Origin of the sequence: Enterobacter quasiroggenkampii (assembly GCF_043972695.1) — a bacterium.
GTDB lineage: Bacteria > Pseudomonadota > Gammaproteobacteria > Enterobacterales > Enterobacteriaceae > Enterobacter > Enterobacter quasiroggenkampii.
The window spans coordinates 3,117,191-3,141,128 of record NZ_CP143745.1; the positions used below are offsets into that span (position 1 = coordinate 3,117,191).

General features: G+C 57.4%; 19 protein-coding genes. 9 read left to right on the forward strand and 10 right to left on the reverse strand.

Translation table 11 applies throughout. From position 1 onward, the window contains the following. Window positions 1–13: 13 nt before the first annotated feature. The 3 genes from V1572_RS14990 to V1572_RS15000 all read right to left on the reverse strand — a co-directional run bounded on the left by V1572_RS14990 (window position 14) and on the right by V1572_RS15000 (window position 2,783). The gene (locus tag V1572_RS14990) at window positions 14–1,135 is read right to left on the reverse strand and encodes an amidohydrolase (protein WP_045908821.1); all 1,122 of its coding nucleotides are present in this window, start codon (window positions 1,133–1,135) and stop codon (window positions 14–16) included. Continuing rightward, on the reverse strand, window positions 1,132–2,133 hold the full coding sequence (locus V1572_RS14995; RefSeq protein WP_395299328.1) for an LLM class flavin-dependent oxidoreductase: 1,002 nt from the start codon (window positions 2,131–2,133) through the stop codon (window positions 1,132–1,134). Before V1572_RS14995 ends, V1572_RS14990 begins: the two co-directional genes overlap by 4 nt. A 110-nt stretch (window positions 2,134–2,243) precedes the next feature. Then, on the reverse strand, window positions 2,244–2,783 hold the full coding sequence (locus V1572_RS15000; RefSeq protein WP_235404669.1) for an AAA family ATPase: 540 nt from the start codon (window positions 2,781–2,783) through the stop codon (window positions 2,244–2,246). A gap of 341 nt (window positions 2,784–3,124) precedes the next feature. Between V1572_RS15000 and V1572_RS15005 the strand changes: the two genes are divergently transcribed. Beyond that, entirely contained in the window at window positions 3,125–4,660 is a 1,536-nt protein-coding gene (locus V1572_RS15005) for a methyl-accepting chemotaxis protein (protein ID WP_262777874.1), read from the forward strand. Here the strand turns inward: V1572_RS15005 and V1572_RS15010 are convergent. Next, window positions 4,657–5,055 carry a cupin domain-containing protein gene (locus V1572_RS15010; RefSeq protein ID WP_262796296.1) on the reverse strand — a complete coding sequence of 133 codons (399 nt, stop codon included), beginning with the start codon at window positions 5,053–5,055 and terminating at the stop codon, window positions 4,657–4,659. The genes V1572_RS15005 and V1572_RS15010 overlap by 4 nt on opposite strands. A 108-nt stretch (window positions 5,056–5,163) precedes the next feature. Here V1572_RS15010 and V1572_RS15015 point away from each other — a divergent pair, with 108 nt between their 5' ends. Next, the gene (locus V1572_RS15015) at window positions 5,164–6,078 is read left to right on the forward strand and encodes a LysR family transcriptional regulator (RefSeq protein ID WP_262796297.1); all 915 of its coding nucleotides are present in this window, start codon (window positions 5,164–5,166) and stop codon (window positions 6,076–6,078) included. 304 nt (window positions 6,079–6,382) lie between these two features. Further along, window positions 6,383–7,879 (forward strand): L-asparagine permease, encoded by a 1,497-nt coding sequence (gene ansP, locus V1572_RS15020; RefSeq protein ID WP_023618706.1) that lies wholly within the window; start codon window positions 6,383–6,385, stop codon window positions 7,877–7,879. Window positions 7,880–7,929: 50 nt separating this feature from the next. On the opposite strand, the gene V1572_RS15025 is transcribed toward ansP, so the two are convergent. Beyond that, complete coding sequence (locus V1572_RS15025) at window positions 7,930–8,991, reverse strand: YncE family protein (RefSeq protein WP_395299329.1); 1,062 nt, start codon at window positions 8,989–8,991, stop codon at window positions 7,930–7,932. Between the two features lie 242 nt (window positions 8,992–9,233). Here V1572_RS15025 and pqqU point away from each other — a divergent pair, with 242 nt between their 5' ends. Further along, the gene (gene pqqU, locus V1572_RS15030; RefSeq protein ID WP_277717722.1) at window positions 9,234–11,348 is read left to right on the forward strand and encodes a TonB-dependent receptor PqqU; all 2,115 of its coding nucleotides are present in this window, start codon (window positions 9,234–9,236) and stop codon (window positions 11,346–11,348) included. A gap of 120 nt (window positions 11,349–11,468) precedes the next feature. On the opposite strand, the gene V1572_RS15035 is transcribed toward pqqU, so the two are convergent. The 3 genes from V1572_RS15035 to V1572_RS15045 form a co-directional block, all read right to left on the reverse strand. Beyond that, on the reverse strand, window positions 11,469–12,137 hold the full coding sequence (locus V1572_RS15035) for a GntR family transcriptional regulator (protein ID WP_252077064.1): 669 nt from the start codon (window positions 12,135–12,137) through the stop codon (window positions 11,469–11,471). Window positions 12,138–12,393: 256 nt separating this feature from the next. After that, entirely contained in the window at window positions 12,394–13,434 is a 1,041-nt protein-coding gene (locus V1572_RS15040) for an NADP-dependent oxidoreductase (RefSeq protein WP_395299330.1), read from the reverse strand. A 65-nt stretch (window positions 13,435–13,499) separates the two neighbouring features. Then, on the reverse strand, window positions 13,500–14,075 hold the full coding sequence (locus tag V1572_RS15045) for a helix-turn-helix domain-containing protein (protein WP_008501301.1): 576 nt from the start codon (window positions 14,073–14,075) through the stop codon (window positions 13,500–13,502). A 148-nt stretch (window positions 14,076–14,223) separates the two neighbouring features. Between V1572_RS15045 and V1572_RS15050 the strand changes: the two genes are divergently transcribed. Both V1572_RS15050 and V1572_RS15055 read left to right on the forward strand, forming a co-directional pair. Then, a complete protein-coding gene (locus tag V1572_RS15050) occupies window positions 14,224–14,742 on the forward strand; it encodes a GNAT family N-acetyltransferase (RefSeq protein WP_023292298.1) in 519 nt (172 codons plus the stop codon). Then, the gene (locus V1572_RS15055) at window positions 14,739–15,188 is read left to right on the forward strand and encodes a DMT family transporter (protein WP_008501299.1); all 450 of its coding nucleotides are present in this window, start codon (window positions 14,739–14,741) and stop codon (window positions 15,186–15,188) included. Before V1572_RS15050 ends, V1572_RS15055 begins: the two co-directional genes overlap by 4 nt. A 3-nt stretch (window positions 15,189–15,191) precedes the next feature. Here the strand turns inward: V1572_RS15055 and V1572_RS15060 are convergent, their stop codons facing one another. Next, the gene (locus V1572_RS15060; protein WP_008501298.1) at window positions 15,192–15,425 is read right to left on the reverse strand and encodes a YdcY family protein; all 234 of its coding nucleotides are present in this window, start codon (window positions 15,423–15,425) and stop codon (window positions 15,192–15,194) included. Between the two features lie 100 nt (window positions 15,426–15,525). Further along, window positions 15,526–17,124, reverse strand: a complete 1,599-nt coding sequence (locus V1572_RS15065; protein WP_395299331.1) for an ABC transporter substrate-binding protein — start codon at window positions 17,122–17,124, stop codon at window positions 15,526–15,528. Window positions 17,125–17,407: 283 nt separating this feature from the next. Here V1572_RS15065 and V1572_RS15070 point away from each other — a divergent pair, with 283 nt between their 5' ends. The 3 genes from V1572_RS15070 to V1572_RS15080 are packed head-to-tail and all read left to right on the forward strand — an operon-like array spanning window position 17,408 to window position 23,917. Beyond that, window positions 17,408–18,757 carry an SrfA family protein gene (locus tag V1572_RS15070; RefSeq protein WP_395299332.1) on the forward strand — a complete coding sequence of 450 codons (1,350 nt, stop codon included), beginning with the start codon at window positions 17,408–17,410 and terminating at the stop codon, window positions 18,755–18,757. A 4-nt stretch (window positions 18,758–18,761) separates the two neighbouring features. Then, entirely contained in the window at window positions 18,762–21,743 is a 2,982-nt protein-coding gene (locus V1572_RS15075) for a virulence factor SrfB (protein WP_008501295.1), read from the forward strand. Further along, window positions 21,740–23,917 (forward strand): virulence factor SrfC family protein, encoded by a 2,178-nt coding sequence (locus tag V1572_RS15080; RefSeq protein ID WP_395299333.1) that lies wholly within the window; start codon window positions 21,740–21,742, stop codon window positions 23,915–23,917. Before V1572_RS15075 ends, V1572_RS15080 begins: the two co-directional genes overlap by 4 nt. The last annotated feature ends 21 nt before the right edge of the window (window positions 23,918–23,938 follow it).

Here is a 23,938-nt window from a genome sequence, read left to right on the forward strand (position 1 = left end):
TATCTCTCCTGAATTAAACGTGTTGCAGGGCTTTTTCCGCAAGCTGTGCAAAATAGCGGGCGGCGGGCTCAATCAGTGCTTCATCCGGGTTAAAGGCCGGGTGATGTAAACCAAACGGACTGTTGCTGCCAATGCTGACAAACGCGCCGGGAACAGACTGCAAATAGACCGCAAAATCTTCCCCGCCCATATGCAGTTCCGCGTGCCGGGTTTCATATCCGGCCTCACGCGCGACCGAGGTGGCAAAATCAGCCCAGCGCTCGTCATTCACCAGCGCGGTAGGCCCGGCATACCAGGTGATATCAATCTGCGCGCTGAAGGCGCTGGCAAAACCGGCGGCGATTTCGCCCACGCGGGCTTTCACATTCTGCTGTACTTCCGTGCGATGGGTTCGCAACGTGCCTTCCAGCTCGACGCTTTCCGGCAGCACGTTCCAGGTGTTGCCGCCCGCAATACGTGTCACGCTCAGCACCACCGAATCCAGCGTGTTGACGTTGCGACTGGCGACGCTTTGCAGCGCCGTTACCAGCTGGCTCGCCAGCACAATGGCGTCGTTACCTTCATGAGGACGTGCGGCGTGCGCGCCTTTGCCGGTAATGCGGATCACGAAGCGGTCGACGTTGGCGTAGAACGGCCCGCCGCGGGTGGCGAACTCACCGACCGGCAGGCCGGGCTCGTTGTGCATACCGAAAATCGCGCTGACATCGCGCAGGGCACCGGCGCGCACCATGCTCTTCGCACCGCCAAAGTTCTCTTCAGCAGGCTGAAACAGGATGCGCACCCGGCCGTTAAGCGAGGCCTCCCGCTCTTTCAGCTTTAACGCGGCGCCGAGGATGACGCTGGTGTGAATATCGTGTCCGCAGGCGTGCATCACCCCTGCATGCTGTGAGCTAAACGGCACGCCGCTGCGCTCCTCGATCGGCAGCGCGTCAATGTCGGCGCGCAGCGCAACCAGCCTGCTGCCCGTTCCGATTTCCGCCACCAGCCCGGTCGACAGGTCGTAAGGCTGTGGGGTGATCCCGGCGTTGGTCAGCCACTGGCGCAGGCGCGCGGTGGTTTCGACCTCCTGGCCGGACAGCTCCGGGTTCTGGTGCAGTTCGCGGCGCCAGGCAATCAGTTGTTCGCCAAAACTCATACGGTAACCTCCTTGTTAAGACGCGCCCCGGCCAGCAGGCGCAGCGACGCAACGCGCGTAGCCCCCTCCGCTACCGGCGTGTCGATGATAAATTCGTCAATGCCCCACTGCTGATGCAGCGCGTTGAGCTGTTCCACTACCGACTCAGCGGTACCCGCCAGCAGCGACTGCGCCCGGCGTGCAATGCGCACCGGCTCACTGCCCGCCTGGCGTGCAAACGCGTAGGCCTGTTCTTCGCTGGCCACGGTGACACGCTGCCCGTTTGCCAGCTCAACGCCCCACACTTCGACCTTCTGCGCCAGCACGTCTGCCTCAGCCTGCGTCGGCGCGACAATCGCCTGCACCGCCACTATCACATCCCGCGCGCTGTTCTCACGCCAGGTCGATACCACCTCGCGCAGCAGTTCCGGGTCACCGTTCAGGTGTGCGGCAAACACAAAGTGCCAGTCGAGCCTGGCGGCGAGCAGCGCGCTTTCGGTACTCGCGCCCAGCAGAAAACCCTCAGCAGGCAACGGCGGCAGCGGCGTGGCGCGGACGGCCTCTTCATTAGCGTGATGCTCAGGACGGATCCAGCGGTCGAGCTGGGCCAGTTGTTCGGCAAAGCTGCCCTTTTCCTGTTGATTCAGGCCCTGCTGCAGCGCGCGGGTTGAGAGCGGTAATCCGCCGGGGGCTTTCCCGACGCCGAGATCGACGCGGCCAGGCGCCAGCGCGGCCAGCACGTTGAAGTTCTCGGCGACTTTATAGGGGCTGTAGTGCTGAAGCATTACGCCGCCGGACCCGACGCGAATGCGCGTGGTTTGCCCGAGGATCCAGGCAATCAGCAGCTCCGGCGAAGGGCTGGCAAGCTGTGGGGTGTTGTGGTGTTCGGCAATCCAGAAGCGGTGATAGCCCAGATTTTCTGCCTGCTGCGCCAGCGCCAGGGTACGCGCCAGTGCATCGGCAGCCGTTTCGTTTTCAGCGATGGGGCTTTTATCCAGAATGCTGATTCGCCATGACATGTTGCGTTCTCGTTTGACTTAACATGTCGACATTATTAAAGGCGCATTTCACCACTGAGAAACAATTAATTTACATTTAGTTTGCCGGAAAACAGATATATAAAACCCTGCTAAGAATAAGACTTTAAGGAGGCAATCAGAGATTCCACCTGCTCCCGACGGGTAATGCGGACGAAGCGAATATGGCTATATTGCGGGTTTTGCAGATCGGCTTCATAGCGCGTACGGTTATTACGCCAGGTTTTCATCGTCCAGATGATAATGGATTCTCTGCTGAAGAACGCGCGCCGGAAACTCTCTTTATTCCCCGTTCCCGGCCAGAGCTCGTGCTTATGCCAGGCCCGCTTCATTGCTCGCGTGACGGCCTGCCAGAGGGTGCGGGTAAACCCGTAATCCACCCACACCACCACATCGATATCGCGCCATTTCACAGGCCGCGTGCGGTTGTAGTTACCGTCCAGTACCCAGTCTGGCGAAGCCTGTAGCGCCTGCGCCAGCTTTGCCTGAAATTCGTCGTCCGGCGTGCCCTGCCAGTCAGAGCGCCAGTAGAGTCTGTCCATCTCGATACAGGGAATAGCCAGTTCGGTCGCAATCTGCTTCGCCAGCGTGCTTTTTCCACTCCCGCTGGTTCCTATGACGTTAATTTTCACCTCAGCCTCCCTGTATTCACGAAAATGAGACCAAATCATAGCGTTTTCATTCTGTTAACGAAACGCTATTTCAGCATGACAATTTTTCCAGGGAGGCGATCTCCCTCTTGCAGTTTGGCTTATGTCATTTATTTAAATCGATTCAAAATAACACCCACTAAAATATTTTCAATTTTATTACATTCGACAACATTAACATATTAAAAATAATGAATGCCGGGTATTTCGGAGGATCTCAATTTCAGCGAGAATATGCGCAGATCGTTATTAAAATAATCACTTTTATCTTGCCGGAGCGCTTTCCGGATTCTTTATTCTTGCACAACATCATGGAGTTACTCATGAGGCGTAACACCCCCGTTACACAAAACGAGTATTTACTTAACGCTGGTTCGACATTAATGTCCACCACCGATACAAAAAGTCATATAACTTATGCCAACTCCGCTTTTATAGAAGCCAGCGGATATAAAGAAGAGCATCTTCTGGGTGAGCCGCATAACCTCATCCGCCATCCCGACATGCCTGCCGAAGCGTTTGGCGACATGTGGTTTACCCTCCAGCAGGGTGAGACCTGGACAGGGCTGGTGAAGAATCGTCGTCATAATGGCGATCACTACTGGGTGCGTGCCAACGTGACGCCGGTCTGGCAGGGGGAATCCCTGACCGGCTATATTTCGGTGCGCAATATCCCCTCACGGGAGGAGATCGCGGCCAGTGAAAATCTGTATGCAAAAGTACGTAATAATGAATTAAAACAGTACCGTTTTTATAAAGGACTGTTCGTTCGGCGCGGTTTATTTTCCTTTTTATCGCTCTTTAAATGTCTCAGTACCGGAAAACGAATTCAGCTTGGTATTACTGCGACAGCGTTACTTTCCTGCCTGGCGGTATATTTATTCCGCGATCGTCTCGTTCAGGCCACCACTCTGGTGCTGCTTTTTTCTGCGCTGTCCTGTTATCTTCATGCGCAGATCGCCCGGCCGGTAAAATCCATTGTTCAACAGATGCAGCGCGTGGTTTCAGGACGTAAAACGGACTATTACCATTTTGACAGGATCGATGATATCGGGCTGATGATGCGCCTGGTGAATCAGTCTGGTTTAAACCTGAACTCGCTGGTTGATGATGTCGGGGCGCAAATCAGCGGTATTGGCACCATCAGCCAGCAGGTCGCGAAAGAAGGTGCGGCGCTGCAGACGCGCTCTGAGGAAACCGCAGATTTCTTGCAGCAAACCGCATCTGCGGTGGAAGAGATCGCCAGCGCCGTGAAGCAGACGGCCGAAACCGCGAACGAGGCGATTCAGATGGCGGATCGCACCCGCGACAGCGCCCACTGCGGTGAAGCGATGATGAAAGAGACCATCGGTATGATGCAGTCCGTTTCGCAGGATAACGGCCAGATCGTCGATATTATTAGCGTTATCGATCGTATTGCCTTCCAGACCAATATTCTTGCGCTGAATGCCGCCGTGGAAGCGGCGCGCGCGGGTGAAGCCGGCCGCGGCTTTGCCGTGGTCGCGGCTGAGGTGCGCAATCTTGCGCAGCACTCCGCGACGGCGGCGAAAGAGATCAAAGCGCTGATCGAGAAAAACGTCGCCAGCGTCAACGCTGGCGTGGAGAAGGTGGTACAAACCGAATCACAGCTGACGGTCATGATCGACCATGTTCTGCAGGTTTCCACCTTGATTAAGGAGATTGGCCTCGCCACGCAGGAGCAAACTCAGGCGCTGACGCTGATTAACGCCTCCCTCTCCCGTATCGGCGCAATGACCCAGAGCAATACGGGGATGGTGGATAACGTCACTCACGCCGCGAATCACCTGACGCAGCGGACGACGCGCCTGCAGCAGGCGATTGCCGTTTTTGGCGGTTAGCCGTTCGGGTACTGCTCGTCGGTCACTTTTTCCAGCCATGTTACCGGGCTGCCGTTTACCGCTTCGGCGATGGCAAGATGCGTCATCGCCGTTTGCGCACTTGCGCCGTGCCAGTGCTTCACGCCGGGTGGGATCCAGGCGATATCGCCCTGATTCAGGATTTCCGCCTCTTTGCCCCACTCCTGTAACCAGCCACGACCCTGCGTCACAATCAGCGTTTGTCCCAGGGGATGCGTATGCCAGGCCGTGCGCGCGCCCGGCTCAAAGGTTACGGTTGCCCCTCCGACGCTGGCAGGTTCGGTCGCCTGAAAGGGCGCGTCAATCCGAACAACCCCGGTAAACCAGGCTTCCGGTCCTCGTACTGAAGGTAATGAACCGCTGCGGATAATTTTCATCTTTTGCTCCTCGTTGACTGTTGCGTTAACAGTAGCGCAAAGCACTCCGCAGCATTAGGGTGCATAATCAGATAGGACACATGACTGAAACTCATAAATAGAACCGCGATGCTAAAAGATAATTTCAACGATCTGCTCTCCTTTATGGTGGTGGCCCGCGAGCGCAGCTTTACGCGCGCAGCGGCGCAGCTGGGCGTCTCGCAATCGGCACTGAGCCATGCGATGCGCAAGCTTGAGGCGCGATTAGACGTTCGCCTGTTAACCCGCACAACCCGCAGCGTGGTTCCTACACCCGCGGGTGAGCAGCTTTTTTCGCGCCTCAGCCCGCATCTGCTGGAGATCGAACAGGAACTCACGGCGCTTCGTAGCAGCCGCGACAAACCCGCAGGCGCTATCCGCATCGTCGTCGGCGAGCACGCGATGGACGCCGTGCTCTGGCCGGTACTGAAGCCTTTTATGCTGCAGTATCCTGACATTAACGTCGAAGTGACGGTCGACAATGGCCTGACAGATATCGTAGATGGCCGCTTCGACGCGGGGGTTCGCCTGGGTGAACAGGTGGCAAAAGACATGATTGCGGTGCGGATTGCGCCGGACATGCGCATGGCGGTCGTCGGCTCCCCGGATTACCTGGCTCGTTTTGGCGTGCCGCTCGTGCCGGAGCAGCTGGGTGAACACCGCTGTATCAATCTCCGCCTGCCCACCCGAGGGGGATTGTATGACTGGGAATTTGAGCGCGACGGGCGCGAGCTTCGCGTGCGGGTTGACGGACAGCTTACGCTGAATAACCTGTCGCAGCGCATCGACGCCGCGGAGAATGGTCTCGGATTAGCCTACGTGCCCGAGTCCTCGGTTCTGGACGCTCTGAATCAGGGACGGCTGGTCAGGGTCCTTGAATCGTGGTGCCCCACGTTTGAAGGATATCACCTCTATTATCCGAGCCGTCGGCAGCACACAACCGCGTTCAGGTTACTTCTCGATGCCCTGCAGCAGCAAAAATTTATACCATCTGGTAATAATTAAGAGAATCTGATGATTAAATAATCAACCCCACCATTGTTTTGACTAAAAACTCATCACGTTTCAGCGTGTTGTGATCCCCGTCTGCTCTGACCACACGATTTCCTTCGACGTGCATCACTTTCGGCACGGTTATATTTTGCGTCGCTTATGAATTGCAGGTAGGATGCCTCGCCATGTTTCGCCTTATCCATACGCAGAATGATTGGGGAGGCGACATGTGTTTGCGCAGAAGCAATCGTTTGTATTGCGCTCTGCCAGGCAGGACTATCACGATAATGGTTCAGACAGGCAAACAGGTAACTCAATGAAAACAAGCAATAAAAGCGCAGCCGATCATCATGCTGCTAAACGTCGCTGGTTGAACTCCCACGAAGAGGGCTATCACAAAGCGATGGGCAACCGTCAGGTTCAAATGATCGCCATCGGCGGCGCTATCGGAACGGGTCTGTTTTTAGGTGCTGGTGCACGCCTGCAGATGGCTGGCCCGGCTCTCGCCCTGGTCTATCTGGTGTGCGGGATCTTCTCTTTCTTCATTCTTCGTGCACTGGGCGAACTGGTACTGCATCGCCCTTCCAGCGGCAGCTTCGTCTCTTACGCACGTGAATTCCTCGGTGAAAAAGCCGCTTACGTCGCGGGCTGGATGTACTTCGTCAACTGGGCGATGACCGGTATCGTCGATATCACCGCCGTTGCGCTGTATATGCACTACTGGGGCGCGTTTGGCGATGTGCCGCAGTGGGTCTTTGCGCTTGGCGCGCTGGCGATTGTCGGCACCATGAACATGATCGGCGTGAAGTGGTTCGCGGAGATGGAGTTCTGGTTTGCGCTGGTTAAAGTGCTGGCCATCGTGGTGTTCCTGGTCGTGGGTACCGTCTTCCTCGGCAGCGGTAAGCCGCTGGATGGCAATGCCACCGGCTTCCACCTGATAACCGATAACGGCGGATTCTTCCCGCACGGTCTGCTGCCTGCGCTGGTTCTGGTTCAGGGCGTCGTGTTCGCCTTCGCCTCCATCGAGCTGGTGGGTACCGCTGCAGGTGAATGTAAAGATCCGCAGACGATGGTGCCAAAAGCCATCAACAGCGTGATCTGGCGTATCGGTCTCTTCTACGTCGGTTCCGTGGTGCTGCTGGTGCTGCTGCTGCCGTGGAACGCCTACCAGGCGGGCCAGAGTCCGTTCGTGACCTTCTTCTCTAAGCTGGGCGTGCCTTACGTGGGCAGCATCATGAACATCGTGGTGCTGACGGCTGCGCTCTCAAGCCTGAACTCCGGCCTCTACTCGACCGGTCGTATCCTGCGCTCCATGTCGATGGGCGGTTCTGCACCGAAGTTCATGTCCAGGATGAGCAAGCAGCACGTGCCGTACGCCGGTATTCTGGCGACGCTGGTGGTCTATGTCTTCGGCGTGTTCCTGAACTACCTCGTCCCGTCACAGGTGTTCGAAATCGTTCTGAACGTGGCTGCACTCGGGATTATCGCATCCTGGGGCTTTATCGTGGTCTGCCAGATGCGTCTGCGCAAGGCGATTAAAGAAGGCAAAGCCGCTGACGTCAGCTTCAAGCTGCCTGGCGCGCCGGTAACGTCCTGGCTCACCCTGCTCTTCCTGTTCAGCGTGCTGGTGCTGATGGCGTTCGACTACCCGAACGGCACCTACACCATCGCGACCATTCCGCTGCTGGCCGTGCTGCTGATTGCAGGCTGGTTCGGCGTGCGTAAACGCGTTCATGAAATTCACAGCACCGCGCCGGTTCATCCTGATGATGAAAAACACGACGCGCCGCTGGTGGAAGAAACCTCGCGTTAAGCATCCGGAAAGCATTAAAAAGGGAAGGCAAAAGCCTTCCCTTTTTTATCTTACAGCGCGATACGAATCACGTCGTCAGGCTGGGTGGCTTCCTGCTGGCGGGTGGATTTTTGTTTCACCGTCACGTACAGGGTTTTGCCATCCGCAGAGAGCGCCAGGCTGTTCGGGTAGACCGGCGTGTCGAACGTTTTAGTCACCTTATACGTTTTCCCATCAATCACGCTCACCTTGCCGGCTTCACGGTGCGTCACGTAGGCTTCATTGCGGGCCGGGTTAAACAGGACCGCCAGGGATTCCGGCGCGGCGATTTTCGCGATCACGCTGCCGTCTTTCAGGCTCACCACCAGCACTTCCGGCTGTTTTGAATCGGTCAGGAACGCACGCTGACCGGCTGTATCGAGGCTCAGGTTCAGGTAGAAGTGCTCTTTCCCGTCATCCTGCACTTTTTTACGGCTCAGGATTTTGTTCGTTGCCCTATCAATGGTTAACAGCTCGCCGTCCGCATTCGTGGTGTACAGACGTTTCGCCTGCGCATCCAGCGCCAGGCCGGTGCTGTAAGTACCGGTATTGGCAATGGTCTCTTTCAGCTTCAGCGTGGCGCCATCCACCACCCAAATCACGCTCTCTTTACCGACACCGGTGATGTAAATCGTGTTGCTTGCGTCATCCGCCACCAGCTGGCGCGGCTGCAGCGGTTTGACGGTTTCGCTGCGTTGACGCCCGTCCAGTACCAGTCGCCCTTTTACGTCCCCCGTTTTTGCATCAATCGCGGTTACCGCGCCGTTGATCGTATTACCGAACCACAGCGTTTGGGTCGCGTTGTCAAAGGTGGCACCAAAGGGTTTGAGATCGCTATGGATCGCCTGCGTCACGTCCAGCGTGACCGGATCAAGACGGTAAACAACCCCGCCCTTGTCGGTTTTACGGCTTTGCGAGGTCGCCACCCACAGCGCATTCTCCTGCTGGCTCACGGCCATTTCATACGCCCCTTTGCCCACCGCTTTACGCAGCACCTCTTCGGCGGCATGCACCTGGAACGTCCCGGCAAGCAGTAAAGTGGCAGACAGCAGTGACAGGCTCAGACGCGGCGAGCACAGATGACGTAAAGACATAACAATTCCTTTTCTGAAAAGTGGGGTTTGGGCTGACATCACTTCCGGCAGACAACGTCATGGCATTGCCTTTTGATAATGAGAATAATAATCATTAATCAGATGAATGTGGAGTTTTTCTTTCCCCTCTCGCCTTTCATTAACGCAATGTGCGGTTATAGTTTTCAAAACATTTACAAAACCTTTAACATGTATGGACATGTTCCATTTGGTTCGTTTACATACCACAACCGGTTTTATTCATGAAAATCATTTCTGCCCGTAAGGCTTCTCTCCCGCTGCTGCTGGTTCCTGTTATTTTTGCGCCGCTCACCGCCATGAGCGCAGAGGAACAGACCATGATCGTCAGCGCCACGCCGCAAACCGTATCGGAACTCGATACCCCGGCAGCGGTCAGCGTCGTCAATGGCGATGATATGCGCCAGGCTGCACCCCGCATCAACCTGTCTGAATCCCTTGGCAGCGTACCCGGGCTGCAAATTCAGAACCGTCAGAACTACGCCCAGGATCTCCAGCTGTCGATGCGCGGGTTTGGCGCTCGCTCAACCTTCGGGGTGCGCGGTATCCGTATGTACGTCGACGGTATTCCAGCCACCATGCCGGACGGACAGGGCCAGACCTCCAACATCGACCTCTCCAGCGTGGAGAGCGTTGAAGTGCTGCGCGGCCCCTTCTCAGCCCTGTACGGCAACGCCTCCGGCGGCGTGATTAACGTCAACACCCAGACCGGTCAGCAGCCACCGACTATTGAAGCGAGCAGCTATTACGGCAGCTACGGTACCTGGCGCTACGGTATGAAAGCCACCGGCGCGATGGGTGATGGCACCCACGCGGGCGATGTGGATTACACCGTTTCCACCACCCGTTTCACGACCAAAGGCTATCGCGACCACAGCGGCGCGCGTAAGAATCTTGCCAACGCGAAGCTGGGCGTGCGCATTGATGACGTCAGCAAGCTGACGCTGATCTTCAACAGCGTGGACATGAAGGCCAACGATCCGGGTGGACTGAATTATCAGGAGTGGCGGGACAACCCGCGCCAGTCGCCGCGCGGCGATCAGTTTAATACCCGTAAAACCATCAAACAGACCCAGGCCGGCCTGCGCTACGATCGCCAGCTCAGCGCTCAGGACGACCTCAGCGTGATGATGTACGCCGGCGAGCGTGAAATGACGCAGTATCAGTCGATTCAGGCGAAGTTTCAAAAACCTCCTACTCACTCCGGCGGCGTGATCGACATGCAACGCCACTATCAGGGCGTGGATACCCGCTGGACGCACCGCGGCGAGCTGCTGGTGCCGGTGACCTTTACCACCGGTCTGAACTACGAAAACCTGAGTGAAGATCGTCGCGGCTACGAGAACTTCGTGATGAGCAACGGCGTGCCGGACTACGGCGTCAAAGGCGATAAACGTCGCGATGAACGCAACCTGATGTGGAACGTCGATCCTTATCTGCAGAGCAGCTGGCAGCTGACGCAGAAACTCTCTGTCGATGCGGGTGTTCGCTACAGTTCGGTCTGGTTTGATTCCAATGACCATTACGTTACGCCGGGCAACGGCGATGACAGCGGTGACGCGAGCTATCACAAATGGCTCCCGGCGGGCGCCGTGAAGTATGCGGTGACTGACGGGTGGAACCTCTACGCTGCCGCAGGGCGTGGGTTTGAAACGCCAACCATCAACGAACTCTCCTATCGTGCCGATAATCAGGGCGGTCTGAATATTGGCCTGAAGCCATCCACGAATAACACGTATGAAGTGGGCAGCAAAACCCGAATCGGCAACGGTCTGCTGACGGCGGCGTTGTTCCGCACCGATACGGACGATGAGATCGTGGTGGACTCCAGCTCCGGCGGCCGCACAACCTATAAAAATGCCGGGAAAACCCGCCGTCAGGGTGTGGAAGTTTCCCTGGATCAGCAGTTCGCGGAGAACTGGAAGCTGAAGATGGCGTGGACGTATCTGGATGCCACCTACCGGACTAACGTCTGCAGCGACGCAGACTGTAACGGTAACCGTATGCCGGGGATTGCGCGCAACATGGGCTTCGCTTCGTTTGGCTGGCAGCCGGAGGAAGGCTGGTACGCGGGCACGGACGTGCGTTACATGAGCGATATCATGGCTGACGACGAAAACACCGCGAAAGCGCCGTCATATACGGTAGTCGGGCTGAATACCGGGTATAAGTTTAACTACGGCAACTGGGGAATGGACGTCTTTGGCCGCGTCGATAACCTGTTCGATAAAGAGTACGCGGGATCGGTTATTGTCAACGAGTCCAACGGTCGTTATTACGAGCCTGCACCAGGCCGTAACTATGGCGTCGGGCTGTCGGTCTCTTATCGCTTCGAGTAAGCAAAAAAGAAAAGTTTATTTTATAAATGAAATAACCCTCCTGATGGCAATAAGCCATCAGGAGTTATTCACCAGATAAATAATTAGCGGCGGTATATAGTCGCTCTGATAAATAATCTCTCAGTTAAAATATTGTCGCTGTAAAAGAGAATCCGCTTCATCAATCAACTTATCAATCGCCTTTTGGCTGGCCTCCACATCTCTCCGCTCAAGGGCTGAAAGAAGCTCGTCATAGTGATATGTTGCCGTTTTGATGTCGCTAAGCTCCTGGTGCAGATAGTTCATACAGGGGCCGATGCGGACCCATAGCTGTTCAATTAAGGCATTAAGCGTCGGCATTTCCGCATACTGATAAAGCGTAAACCTGAAGACACGATTCGCATGCAAGGCCTGCTGAACGTTTCCATTGCGCATGGCCTCATGGAAGGCCTCTGACATTTTGCGCAACGCCTCCAGCTTGCCGTCTGACATATTCAGGCATGCTGCGGCAACCGCCATTGGCTCAAGCTGTTTTCGGATAGCGTTAATCTCGTTATAACGCTCCAGCGTCACCTCAGGGACCAAAAAAGCCTGCGCTGGCGTGGCGTGAAGCGCGCCTGAGGAGACCAGACGCAGCAACGCTTCGCGGACCGGCGTAATACTGGTGCCTAATTTATCAGCAATCTCTTTCGTAATCAGTCGTGCTCCTGGTTTGAGGGAGCCTGTAATTAACGCCCCTTTCAAACTGTGTTCAACCTGCATGGTAAGGCTAACCCTTTGGGCTTTTTCTAAGTGATCCAAATCAAGCATGTGGAATTCCTGTAGCTAAAACTTAATGCTATTTTTAAACGCCAGTTTTAATAAAACGGCGCCGGTACGATATATCCTGTATCGTCATGCCTGGTGGTGGGAAGTACGTAAAACAGCAAAAAAAGCAAACATCATTTTTTTTTATCGTTTTCGGGCTCATCCGGGATGATGGCGCGAAAAACCGTGTCCAGTAATTAAAGACAATATATCGTATCTTCACAAATAAATATGGCGGGAAACCCCGCCATTGTGCGCTTTATTTATTGTCACTCGCGACGCGAATCACGACTTTGCCGAAGTTTCGTCCTTCCAGCAGGCCAATTAGCGCCTCGGGAGCGTTTTCCAGCCCGTCCGTCACCTGTTCGCGATAGTGGATTTTTCCCTCCTGCACCCAGCGCCCCATCTCTTCCTGGAACTCATGAATGCGGTGTCCATAATCCTGGCCGATAATAAAGCCCTGCATACGAATGCGTTTCTTGAGAAGGGTCGCCATCAGGAGCGGCAGGCGGTCCGGCCCGTCAGGCAGGCCCGTCGCGTTATAGCCGCTCACCAGGCCACACACCGGCACGCGCGCGGAGGTGTTCAGCAGGGGCAGCACGGCATCAAACACTTTCCCGCCGACGTTTTCATAATAGACATCAATACCGTTCGGACAGGCGTGTTTCAGCTGGTCGGCAAAATCCGCCGCATGGTGATCCAGACACAGGTCAAAGCCGAGAACCTCAACGGCATGGCGGCATTTCTCTGGGCCACCAGCTACGCCGACCACCCGGCAACCTTTGATTTTGCCGATCTGCCCTACTGTCGCGCCAACCGGGCCGGTCGCCGCAGCCACCACCAGCGTTTCACCCGCTTTCGGTTGCCCGATATCCAGCAGCCCCATATAGGCGGTAAAGCCCGGCATGCCCAGTACGCCCAGCGACCAGGAAGGATGAGACGGATTTTCGCCCAGCTTCACCAGGCCGCTGCCGTCCGAAAGTTCATACTCCTGCCAGCCGCTGTAGCCCAGCACCCATTCACCGGCTTTGAAGTCGGGATGGTTTGACTGCTCAACGCGGCTGACCGTTCCCCCCACCATCACCGCACCGATCTCAACCGGCGGAGAATAGGATGGCGCGTCGCTCATGCGACCCCGCATATAAGGATCCAGCGACAGCCAGACGGTACGAAGCAAAAGCTGCCCCGCACCCGGTTCCGGAACAAGCTGCGTTTCCAGACGAAAATTTTCCGCGACCGGTGCGCCCTGTGGACGAGAGGCCAGCACCCAGCGGCGGTTATGCGAAACAGAGTGATTCATCAGGATCTCCTTCTGGTACAAATGTCATTACAGCCTGGCTCACGTTCGGCGTTATCGCATTAGCATTACGAGCCAGACTGATTGAGGCGTACAACCAGATAGATGCAGGTTTCATTCGTCTCGTTGATGAACCGGCAGTCATTAGGCGGCCCCAGCTCAAGACAGTCTCCGGCGTGCATCTCGTGGCGGGTGTCGCCCTCCTGAAACACCAGCTCACCGGACTGCAGCCAGATAAGCTGACGCGCCAGCGCGTAAGAAGAGGCCGGCATCGGAACGTCGCTTCCCGCAGGCAGTTCCACCTGAACCAGGTCGATGGGCAGATCGGTACGGGGAGAAACATGGCGGCGGAGGTAGTGCGTCTGCGGATCGCGCCAGACGGGCTGGTTTGCCAGGCGCAGCAGCTTGCCCTCCTGCATTTCGGCCCGGGCAATCAGCGTTGACATGCTGATGCCAAACGCGCCCGACAGGCGGGCAAGCAAGGTGGCTGTCGGGCTACTGTCCCCGCGCTCTATCTTATGGATCATGGCGCGGGAGACCCCTGCCCGGTCCGCCAGCTCACTCAAGGACCATCCGCGAGACTCGCGTTCAAGGCGAATTCTTGCGCTAATCCGTTGATTCATTGTGTCTGTTATGGTGTTCATGACGTCATACTATAGTGTATGAACGGCATTTCAATGGGCTTTTGATAACAAAAAAATATGGCTTATGCCGTAGCGATCGGGCGATACAGTTGTGTAATATCGTAGCGATAACGTAATACTATAGTGAACAACACACAGAGGCTTCATCATGATCGTTCGTCATGCCTGCAAAGAAGACTGCGCTGCGATAGGCGAGATTTACAACCACGCGGTGCTGCACACTGCCGCGATCTGGAACGATAAAACCGTCGATACCGATAACCGAATCGCATGGTTTGAGGCGCGCTCGCTTGCGGGCTACCCGGTTCTGGTAAGTGAAGAGGACGGCGTAATCACCGGCTACGCCTCTTTCGGCGACTGGCGCGCCTTTGACGGCTTCCGTCATACGGTTGAGCACTCGGTCTATGTCCACCCGGCCCATCAGGGCAAAGGGATTGGCCGCACGCTGATGAAGGCGCTGATTAACGAGGCCCGCGCCATTGGGAAACACGTGATGGTGGCCGGCATTGAAGCGCAAAACCATGCCTCGATTCATCTCCATGAAACGCTCGGCTTTGTGACGACCGGACAAATGCCGCAGGTGGGAACCAAGTTTGGCCGCTGGCTGGACTTAACCTTTATGCAGCTGCAGCTGGACGAGCGCAGCGATCCGGACGCGATCCCATGAATCAGTCCCTGACCCTGGCGTTTCTGGTGGCGGCGGGCATCGGTCTGGTGGTGCAAAACACCCTGATGGTGCGTATCACCCAGTCCTCCTCCACCATTCTCATCGCGATGCTGCTGAATTCGCTGGTCGGCATCGTGCTGTTTGTCAGTATTCTGCTGCTGAAACAGGGCGTGGCCGGGTTCAGCGAGCTGGCCGCGACGGTGCGCTGGTGGACGCTTATCCCGGGGCTGCTGGGGTCGTTTTTCGTGTTTGCCAGCATCAGCGGCTATCAGAATGTTGGCGCGGCGACGACCATCGCCGTGCTGGTCGCAAGCCAGCTGATTGGCGGGCTGGTGCTGGACGTGCTGAGGAGCCATGGCATCCCGCTGCGCGCCCTGATCGGCCCGGTGTGCGGCGCGGTGATGCTGGTGGTCGGGGCCTGGCTGGTGGCGCGACGCCAGTTTTGATGGTTACAGTATGGTGCCGCCTTTCGTCAGCTGTTCCTCACGCGCGTCCATCTCCTCTTTATGCTGCTTACCATGGTGCGAAATCGCGGTGCGCAGACGCTGCTGCTGGGTGTAGCGATCTTCACGGCTGAGCTCTGCATCATCGCTTAATTCAATCAGCAGCTCGTTCATATGGGTAATCACGCTCTCTTCGATAGCGGCATCGACGCGGGCGATAACTTCGTTTAAATGTGACATTGTCACTCCTTGTTATGTGCCCGGTGGCGCTACGCTTACCGGGCCTACGGGTGCCAAATGTAAGCCGGGTAAGGCGTAGCCGCCACCCGGCTAAAAAGGCTTAGTTCAGCTTCGCTTTCGAGAAATCGCTGCCCATCAGGCTTACGCTGTACCCGGTCACATTGCTGCGGGTCGCGTAGAACGTTTTCCCGTTGGCCAGCGCGATCCACGGCGCCTGCTGGTAGAAGATCTCCTGCGCCTGGCCATAGAGCTTGGCGCGCTCAGCCGGGCTGCTGGTCAGCTTCGCTTTTTGTACCAGGGCATCATACCCCTTATCGCACCAGCGCGCGGCGTTTGAGCCGGTTTTAATGCTGTTGCAGCCGAGCAGCACATCGGCAAAGTTGTCCGGGTCGCCGTTGTCGGACATCCAGCCAAACAGCGCGGAGTCATGCTCGCCTTTACGCATTCCGGAGAGATATTCGCCCCACTCGTAGGAGACAATTTTGGCCTTCACGCCGACTTTTGCCCAGTCGCTCTGGATCATCTCCGCGATACGACGCGAGTTCGGGTTATACGGACGCTGAACCGGCATTGACCACAGCGTGACTTCCGCGCCCTTCTCCAGACCCGCCTGCTTCAGCAGGGCTTTCGCTTTTTCAGGATCGTAGCTGTAGTCCTTCAGGTCTTTATTGAAGCCCAGCATATTTGGCGGGATCGGCGATTTTGCCACCGTGCCCGATCCCATAAACACCGCATTAACGATGGCCTTCTTGTCAGTCGCGTAGTTGAGCGCCTGACGCACCAGCACGTTATCAAACGGTTTTTTCTCGGTATTAAACGCCAGATAACCAACGTTCAGCGCATCGACCGAGTGCAGCGTCAGGTCTTTGTTGTTTTTGATGGCGTCAAACTGAACCGGGGATGGCGCAGGAATAATCTGGCACTCGTTGGTCTGCAGCTTCGCCAGGCGGGTTTCCACGTTTGGCGTAATGGAGAAAATGAGATGCTTCGTCGGCACCTCGCCTTCCCAGTAGTTTGGGTTCGCGACGTAGCGGATCAGCGAATCCACTTTGTACTGCTGCAGCACGTAAGGCCCGGTGCCAATCGGCCAGGTGTCCACGTTCTCAGGCGTGCCTTTTTTCAGCATTGCGTCGGCGTATTCAGCGGAGAGAATCGAGGCGAAATCCATTCCCCAGTCGGCCAGAAACGCGGCGTTGGGTTCGCTGAGGGTGAACTGGACGTGATAATCATCGACCTTTTTAACGTCCTGGATCAGCTTATCGAGACCGACATCATTAAAGTACTCGTAGTTGCCCTGCGACACGTTGTGGTACGGGTGTTTAGGGTCTTTCTGACGCATGACCGAGAAAATAACGTCATCAGCATTAAAGTCGCGCGTCGGTTTGAAGTATTTGTTGCTGTTGAACTTCACCCCTTTACGCAGGGCAAATGTATAGGTCTTGCCGTCCGGCGAAATCGTCCAGGACTCCGCCAGCGACGGCACCGGGGTGTTTTTCACCGGGTCGAAATTGATCAGACGGTTATACAACACCTGAGAGCTGGCCACAAAAGACGGGCCAGAGCTGGCGATTTGTGGGTTGAAGGACTCGGGGGAGGCTTCTGAACAGTAAATAAGGGTGTCGTTATTTGCCGCCCATACGGCACCGGCTGGTAACAGCGCGCTCAGCGCAAGGGCGAGCAGTGTTTTCCCTGTAGACATGGTTATAACCCTGACAGTTTTATTATATAGGACAGTAATAACAGCACAGGCGTTTTGACCTGGCAAATAACGAAACACTATCAGGTTATTCTAAAGCCGCGTTTTTTGCTGTTTTAACCGCCAGCGCTCAAAAAGATGATTTGCCTTAAGTGCCATTATTCGTCAAGCACAACCGTCACTTTCTATGCCGCAAGAAATCGGCGCTTTTAGCGTCTCTTCCTCCGTTTGTTTGCTTCCTCGTTTCGTTAAAGTAATGGTGTGAAGAAGTATATGGGATCAAATCGTGGCAAAAACTCTTTTACGCAGCGGTAATCTGGATGATTTTCAGGCCGTTGGCGGCGGCGGACAAGCCGTTTTCGAATCAGCGTTGCAAATCCGGGAAGCGCTCCGTTTGCGCAAACAACAGGCCATCGTCGACTGTCTGGCGATTCCTCAGGTCAACGACAGCGGCGACCGCGTGGACTGGTATTCCCCGGTTGAAGGGAGCGTAATCAGCTGGAAAGCGGCCGATGAAGATGATCGCTATCGCGCCCTGCGCTATCTGGAAAACACGCTCGCCAGCGTCGAGTCATTAAGCAAGAAATGCCTGCAGTCGCCTAAAACCGCGCAACAGCTTTTTGGCTCTCTGCTGTCAAAGGCGTTTCAGTTTCCGGGCGAAAACTTCCTCTTCCTGGTGGACGGAAAGCCGGTCATTAGCTTCTGGGGGTTTGTAAACCTGAACGAGAACGCGCGCGACGATGTCCTCGACTGCCTGCGTGAATCGCTGATCCCTGAGCCAGCCCCCGTTGTGATTGACGATCCTGAACCCGAGCCTGAGCCAGAGCCGGTGATGACCTTTGAGCACGCTGACGAGCCGCTGATCGCCCCTTCCACGGTGGTGCGTATTACGCCGGAGGAGCTGTATGAGCCCGAACCGGCCCCCGCCTTTGCACAACCTGTTCAGGCGCCTGCTCCGGCGAACGTCGTGAAAAAGCGCCGCGTTCCCCTGTGGACCCTGCCGGTTGCCGCCGTGATCGTCGCTGCCATTGCCGCCCCGCTGCTGTGGCCAAAACAGGCACCTTCCGCCGAGCCCGCCCCGGCTCCCACACCTGAACCTGTGGAGATTGCGCCAAAACCGATCAAAGCGGTTGAGCCGCTGGCGATGAAGCTACCGCTGCATCAGGCGGAGGTCGTGGCCAGCAAAGAAAAAGAAGCCGCTCCGGCCGCTCCTGCGCCACAGCCCGCTCCGGTGGTGATTGTCGCCATCCCGAAAGACGCCATGGTGATGGAAGCGAATCAGGTAAAAGCGGGATCGACGCGCTTCCTGAACGGCACCTGGCGCGCCATCCTCGATGTGAAAGATCCGGTCACCGGCAAGCCGCCGTCGCTGCGCTATCAGATCCAGAACAATAAAGGTTTCGCCCGCGTTGTCCATGGCGACAACATTGTCTGCCGCGCGGAGGTCTTCTCCGGGCTGCACAGCAATGGCGAGCTGATGATTAAGAGTCGCGGCACTGCCCGCTGCACCGACGGTTCCCGCTACCCGATGCCGGAAATTGCCTGTAAAGCAGGCACCAGCGATATCGCAGAATGTCGCGCCCGTTATGATGCCAACACCGTCGTCCCACTGACGTTCAAGAAAGCAGGTGCCTGATCCTATGCTGGTAAATCTTTGCGACTATAAACAAAGCGTCACGCTTATTGCCAACAGCGGCGTGCAGTTCCTCGATTTCGGTCTGACGCCGCAGGACTCCGCCAGCAACGGGCGCTTCGTACGTAAAACCGCGAACGGCCCGCTATTGCGCCTCGATTTCGACCTGGTCAACGGTCGCTATACCCTGCCCGGCATGAACGGCGGGCAGCCTGAAGTGGTCAAACCGGAAACCACTATCCCGCTGCATCAGTCGCTGGCGGTACTGGATGGCGTCTGGCTTCCGGTTCCGTTCCTGCGCTTCAACCCGCCGCGGACCTTTGTTGAAGGGCCGGATAACTGGGCGCGCGTTCAGGTGCGCAAGCTTGACACCCCGGACACGGCAGGCAATACACACCGCGTCACCCTCGCGCTTGACAGCCAGATTGCCGATCATGCCACGTCCGCGCTCTCCCCGGTGGAGAACGATATTCTGAACGGCACCCGCTTCGCGCTGGCGTGGCGCGATAATGAGGTAGACAGTTTCCTCGATCAGACCTGGATTGACGGCTGGCTGCGCGAGGCGTTTACCCAGTATGCCGACGGCGTTGAGAACCGCTCTGAACGCGACCTGCAGCAGGCGATGCGCAGTTTTGAATATCAGGCCCACTGGCTTAACCTGCTGACCATGCTCGGTGAACAGCTCACCGTACCGGAAGTGAAATTTGTCACCCATACGCTCAGCACGCCTGCCATTCCGGTTGACCTGATCCTCGACGTGGGTAACACCCACACCTGTGGCGTCATTATTGAAGACCACGGCGATGCGAACGATGGGCTGCGTCAGACCGCCGAGCTGCAGGTTCGCTCGCTCAGCGAGCCGCAGTTCCTGAACGAGCCGCTGTTCACCAGCCGTCTCGAGTTTTCAGAAGCGCGCTTTGGCAAGCAGCACTTCTCGGTGGAAAGCGGTCGCGAAGACGCCTTTGTCTGGCCGTCGATTGTCCGCGTCGGCGATGAGGCCCGCAAGCTGGCGATGCAGCGTCTGGGAACCGAAGGCAACAGCGGTATTTCCAGCCCGCGTCGCTACCTGTGGGATGAAACCCCGGTCGTGCAGGACTGGCGCTTTAGCCAGATGAACAGCAAGACCCAGCGTGAACCGCTTGCCACCGCGTTCCCGCTGATGAACCTGATGAACGATGACGGCGAGCCGCTCTTCACGCTGCCGCAGGACGAGCGCCTGCCGGTCTTCTCGCCGCAATACAGCCGCAGCACCCTGATGACCCATATGCTGTGCGAGCTGCTGGCACAGGCGCTGGGGCAGATCAACAGCGTCGCCACGCGCCTGCGTCTGGGCTTCCCTGCCTCGCCGCGCCAGCTGCGCACGCTGATCCTGACGCTGCCCTCCGCCATGCCAAAGCAGGAGCGCGAGATCTTCCGTCGCCGCATGTTTGAAGCCATCGCGATTGTCTGGAAAGCGATGGGATGGCACCCGCAGGATGAGGATTTTGTCACCCGCAAACAGCAGGAAAAAAGCGTGGTGCCGGTACCTGAAATCCAGATGGAGTGGGATGAAGCCAGCTGCGGTCAGCTGGTCTGGCTGTATAACGAAGCCATCTCCCGCTTTGGCGGCCAGACCGAAGCCTTCTTCGCCTCCCTTGCCCGTCCGGACCGTGAACCTGAGCCGGGCAGCCAGCCGGGGCGCGCGCTGCGCGTCGCGTCCATCGACATCGGCGGCGGCACAACGGATATGGCGATCACCCATTATCAGCTGGATGACGGTTCCGGCAATAACGTCAAAATCACCCCGCAGCTGCTGTTCCGCGAAGGGTTTAAGGTCGCGGGCGACGATACGCTTCTGGACGTGATTCAGCGCTACGTGTTGCCCGCTCTGCAAACGCAGCTGCAGAAATCCGGTATCGCGGATGCCTCGCTGCTGATGGCCTCGCTGTTCGGTGACTCCGGGCGCATTGATACCCAGGCCGTGCTGCGCCAGCAAACGGCGCTGCAGCTCTTTATGCCGATTGGCCATGCCATTCTTGCCGGGTGGGAGTCCAGCGACGTTGACGATCCGCTGGCTGGTCTGCACGCCACCTTTGGCGATCTGCTGCCGCAGAAGCCGACCCGCAACGTGATGAACTATCTGCAGCAGGCGATCGACCATGCCCTGCCTGCGGGTTCTGACGCTTTTGACCTCTTCGCCGTGCCGCTGCACGTCAATTTCCGCGAAATGCAGGATGCGATGCTGGCCGGGCAGTTTACGCTGGCCTCCCCGCTCCATGCGGTGTGTGAGGCGATTTCCCATTACAGCTGCGACATTCTGCTGATCACCGGACGCCCGGGCTGCCTGCCTGGGGTTCAGGCGCTCATTCGTCACCTGCAGCCGGTACCGGTCAATCGCATCGTCTGGCTGGATAAATACCAGGTACATGAGTGGTATCCGTTCAGTCAGCAAGGGCGCATTGGCAACCCGAAATCGACCGCTGCCGTGGGGGCCATGCTCTGCAGCCTGGCGCTTGACTTGCGTCTGCCGCGCTTCAACTTTAAAGCCGCGGACATTGGCGCGTATTCCACCGTGCGCTATCTGGGCGTGCTGGATAACACCGTCAATACCCTGCGCGAGGAAAACGTCTGGTATCAGGATATCGATCTTGATAAACCCGGCGCGAAGCTTGATGCGCGTCTGCACTTCCCGCTGCGCGGTAACGTGACTCTCGGCTTCCGCCAGCTGGCAAACGCGCGCTGGCCGGCCACGCCACTCTACACGCTCAGCATTAACTCGGCCGAACTGGCAAAAGCGATTGCCGGCGACGGCGTGCTGAACGTGCGGCTCAAGCTCTGCGGCGGCAGCAAGCAGGAAGGTCCGGAGGCCTTCGAGCTGAGCGATGCCTGGCTGCAGGACGGCACGCCGGTGGCACCTGACGCATTAACTTTCAAACTGAATACCCTGGCCGATCGCCGACACAGCGGTAGCCACTACTGGATCGACAGCGGGAGCGTATACCTGAAATGACAGCGACCACGAACACCACTCAGGCCTTAATCGGGTGGATTAACGAGACGCGCCTGACCGCCCCTGTGCTGGATAACGATGCCGACGCCCTGCTTGCTCGCATCAACGCGGTGCAGGCGCGGGAGCAGGCCATTGAACGCGCCATGACCCGCCAGAGCAGCATTGGGCTTTACGGCCATTCGCAGAGCGCGAAAGCGCACCTGCTCTTATCGCTGTGCGGCAGCGGCAATGGTCGCCTGAACGTGACGCCAGGCCAGCGCACTTTTGACTATTTTTCGCATATCAATCCAGGACATGCCCTGACCAATATGGCCGTCCGCTTCACCCGGGAAATCCCGGAAGCGCTTGACGAGGCGTTTCCGCTGCGCCTGAGCCTGGTCACCGAGGCCGAGCTGGTACAGCTGTTTATTGCCCGCACGACGCAGCACCCGCAGATGCGCGCGGTGGATAAGGCGGTCATCGAGACACGTCTGGAAAAATGGCGCGGCCTGCGCCAGCCGCAGGGCGTGCCCGGCATCACCGCTCAGGAAGTGGGGGCAATTGCCCGCTTCTGGCAGAGCACGGTACCCGCAGCGAAACAGCAAATTGATGATGCCCTGTGGCATGAGTTTGCCCAACTGGTGCCTTCACTCGATCTCAGCACGCGAGCCAGCGTCTGGTCGCTGCTCTGGGGCGAACAGCAGGAACTGACCCAGCAGTGGTTAAACCTGGCCCATGTGCTGCACCAGACCAGCCATGCCAGCGAGCTTGCGGCCCCCCTTAGCCTGCTGGTGGACAGCTTTGGGCTGCCGGGTGAAGGGTTCCTGACGCACGACGGCTCGATAGCGCTTCAGCATGCACAGGAGACGCTTCTCCATCCGCTGAACAACGGTGAAATGCTTAACGCCATCAGCCTCCCGGTCGATGTGCTGGCCTTCCTGACCCGCGAACTGGTGCTGCCGGTTGAGAGCGGCGCGCTGGATAATGTTGATATCATTGATATCCCGGTGTTTGAAGAGCGCCATGCCGATCCGCTACGCCAGGCGAAATCCCAGTGGCTGCTTGAGCACTATCGCCAACAGCTCCAGCCGGATGTGCTGGTCATTTGCAACGCGACGGCGCAGCACGAACAGACGGCCAAAAAAGCAAAAGTGTTAATGAACTGGGTCAGGGAGACGCAGCCTGCCGAAGAATCTGCCCTGCCTGGGCTGGTGTGGGCGATCACCCCGCATGACGCCCGCTTTACCACCCGGCAGAACCTCGACGAAGCCGTACAGCATCTGCTCGGAAAGCCGGGCTTGCGCTGGGGCACCCTCCAGGCCCTGGACAGCCACAGCATGCAGCGCGTCATTGAGTGGCTGTCTCAGGCCACGTTGCCCGCGCAGCGACAGAAACGTCTCGGCACGCTGAAAAATGCGCTGCATCAGGAGCTCTCGGCGCTGATGCAAAGCTACCTGGCACCGCTGGTTGAGGAACCGGGTACCCGACGTGCTCAGGCAGAAAACATGGTGCGCATGCTGCAAAGCAGTGCCGCCCGCCACGGCGAGCTGCTTGAAGGCCTGCTGCCGCCGCTGAAGGCCTTTGAAACGCTGCTGGCCGTTCAGCAGCCGCGCGAGGAGCAGGTTAACGGGCTGTTTACGGATACCATTGACCTGTTTGCTGATAATGCCCAGGAAAGCGCAGGCCTGTTCCAGACCAAAGACAAAGCTCGTCTGGCGCACAGAGTATGGATAAATCATCTGCGCCAGTGGAGCCGCAACGAGGCGACCGCCGCCCGTCTTGGGCTGGATCCTGAGGTGTTACAGCAAATCGCGGATGTGCTGGTCGTCACCAGCTACCGGCTGAATCTGCCTCAACAGCTGCAGCGAATTGTCGAAGCAGATAAAAGTAGCGCTGCGCAACTGCATGCTGTGATGGGCAATTTCGTTGGCTGGCTGGGTTACGACCAGACGCCCGTGGCGACGCGTCCGGCAAGCCGCATCCGCAAGGGCCAGGCCATCTTCGTCACGCCGGTGGTCAGCAGCGCCGAACCTCGCCTGACGCGCCTGGGAGAACAGCCGGTCCATGCGGCTACCGCATATGTTTACGACTGGCTGGTCGCACTCTATAGCCGCGCGATAGAGAACATTGATTACCACCACCCGCATGATGTTCAGCCTGACGCACGTCAGGCACTACGTGCTTTAATAAAGTAGCCGCCCTTCTTGCCGGGTGGC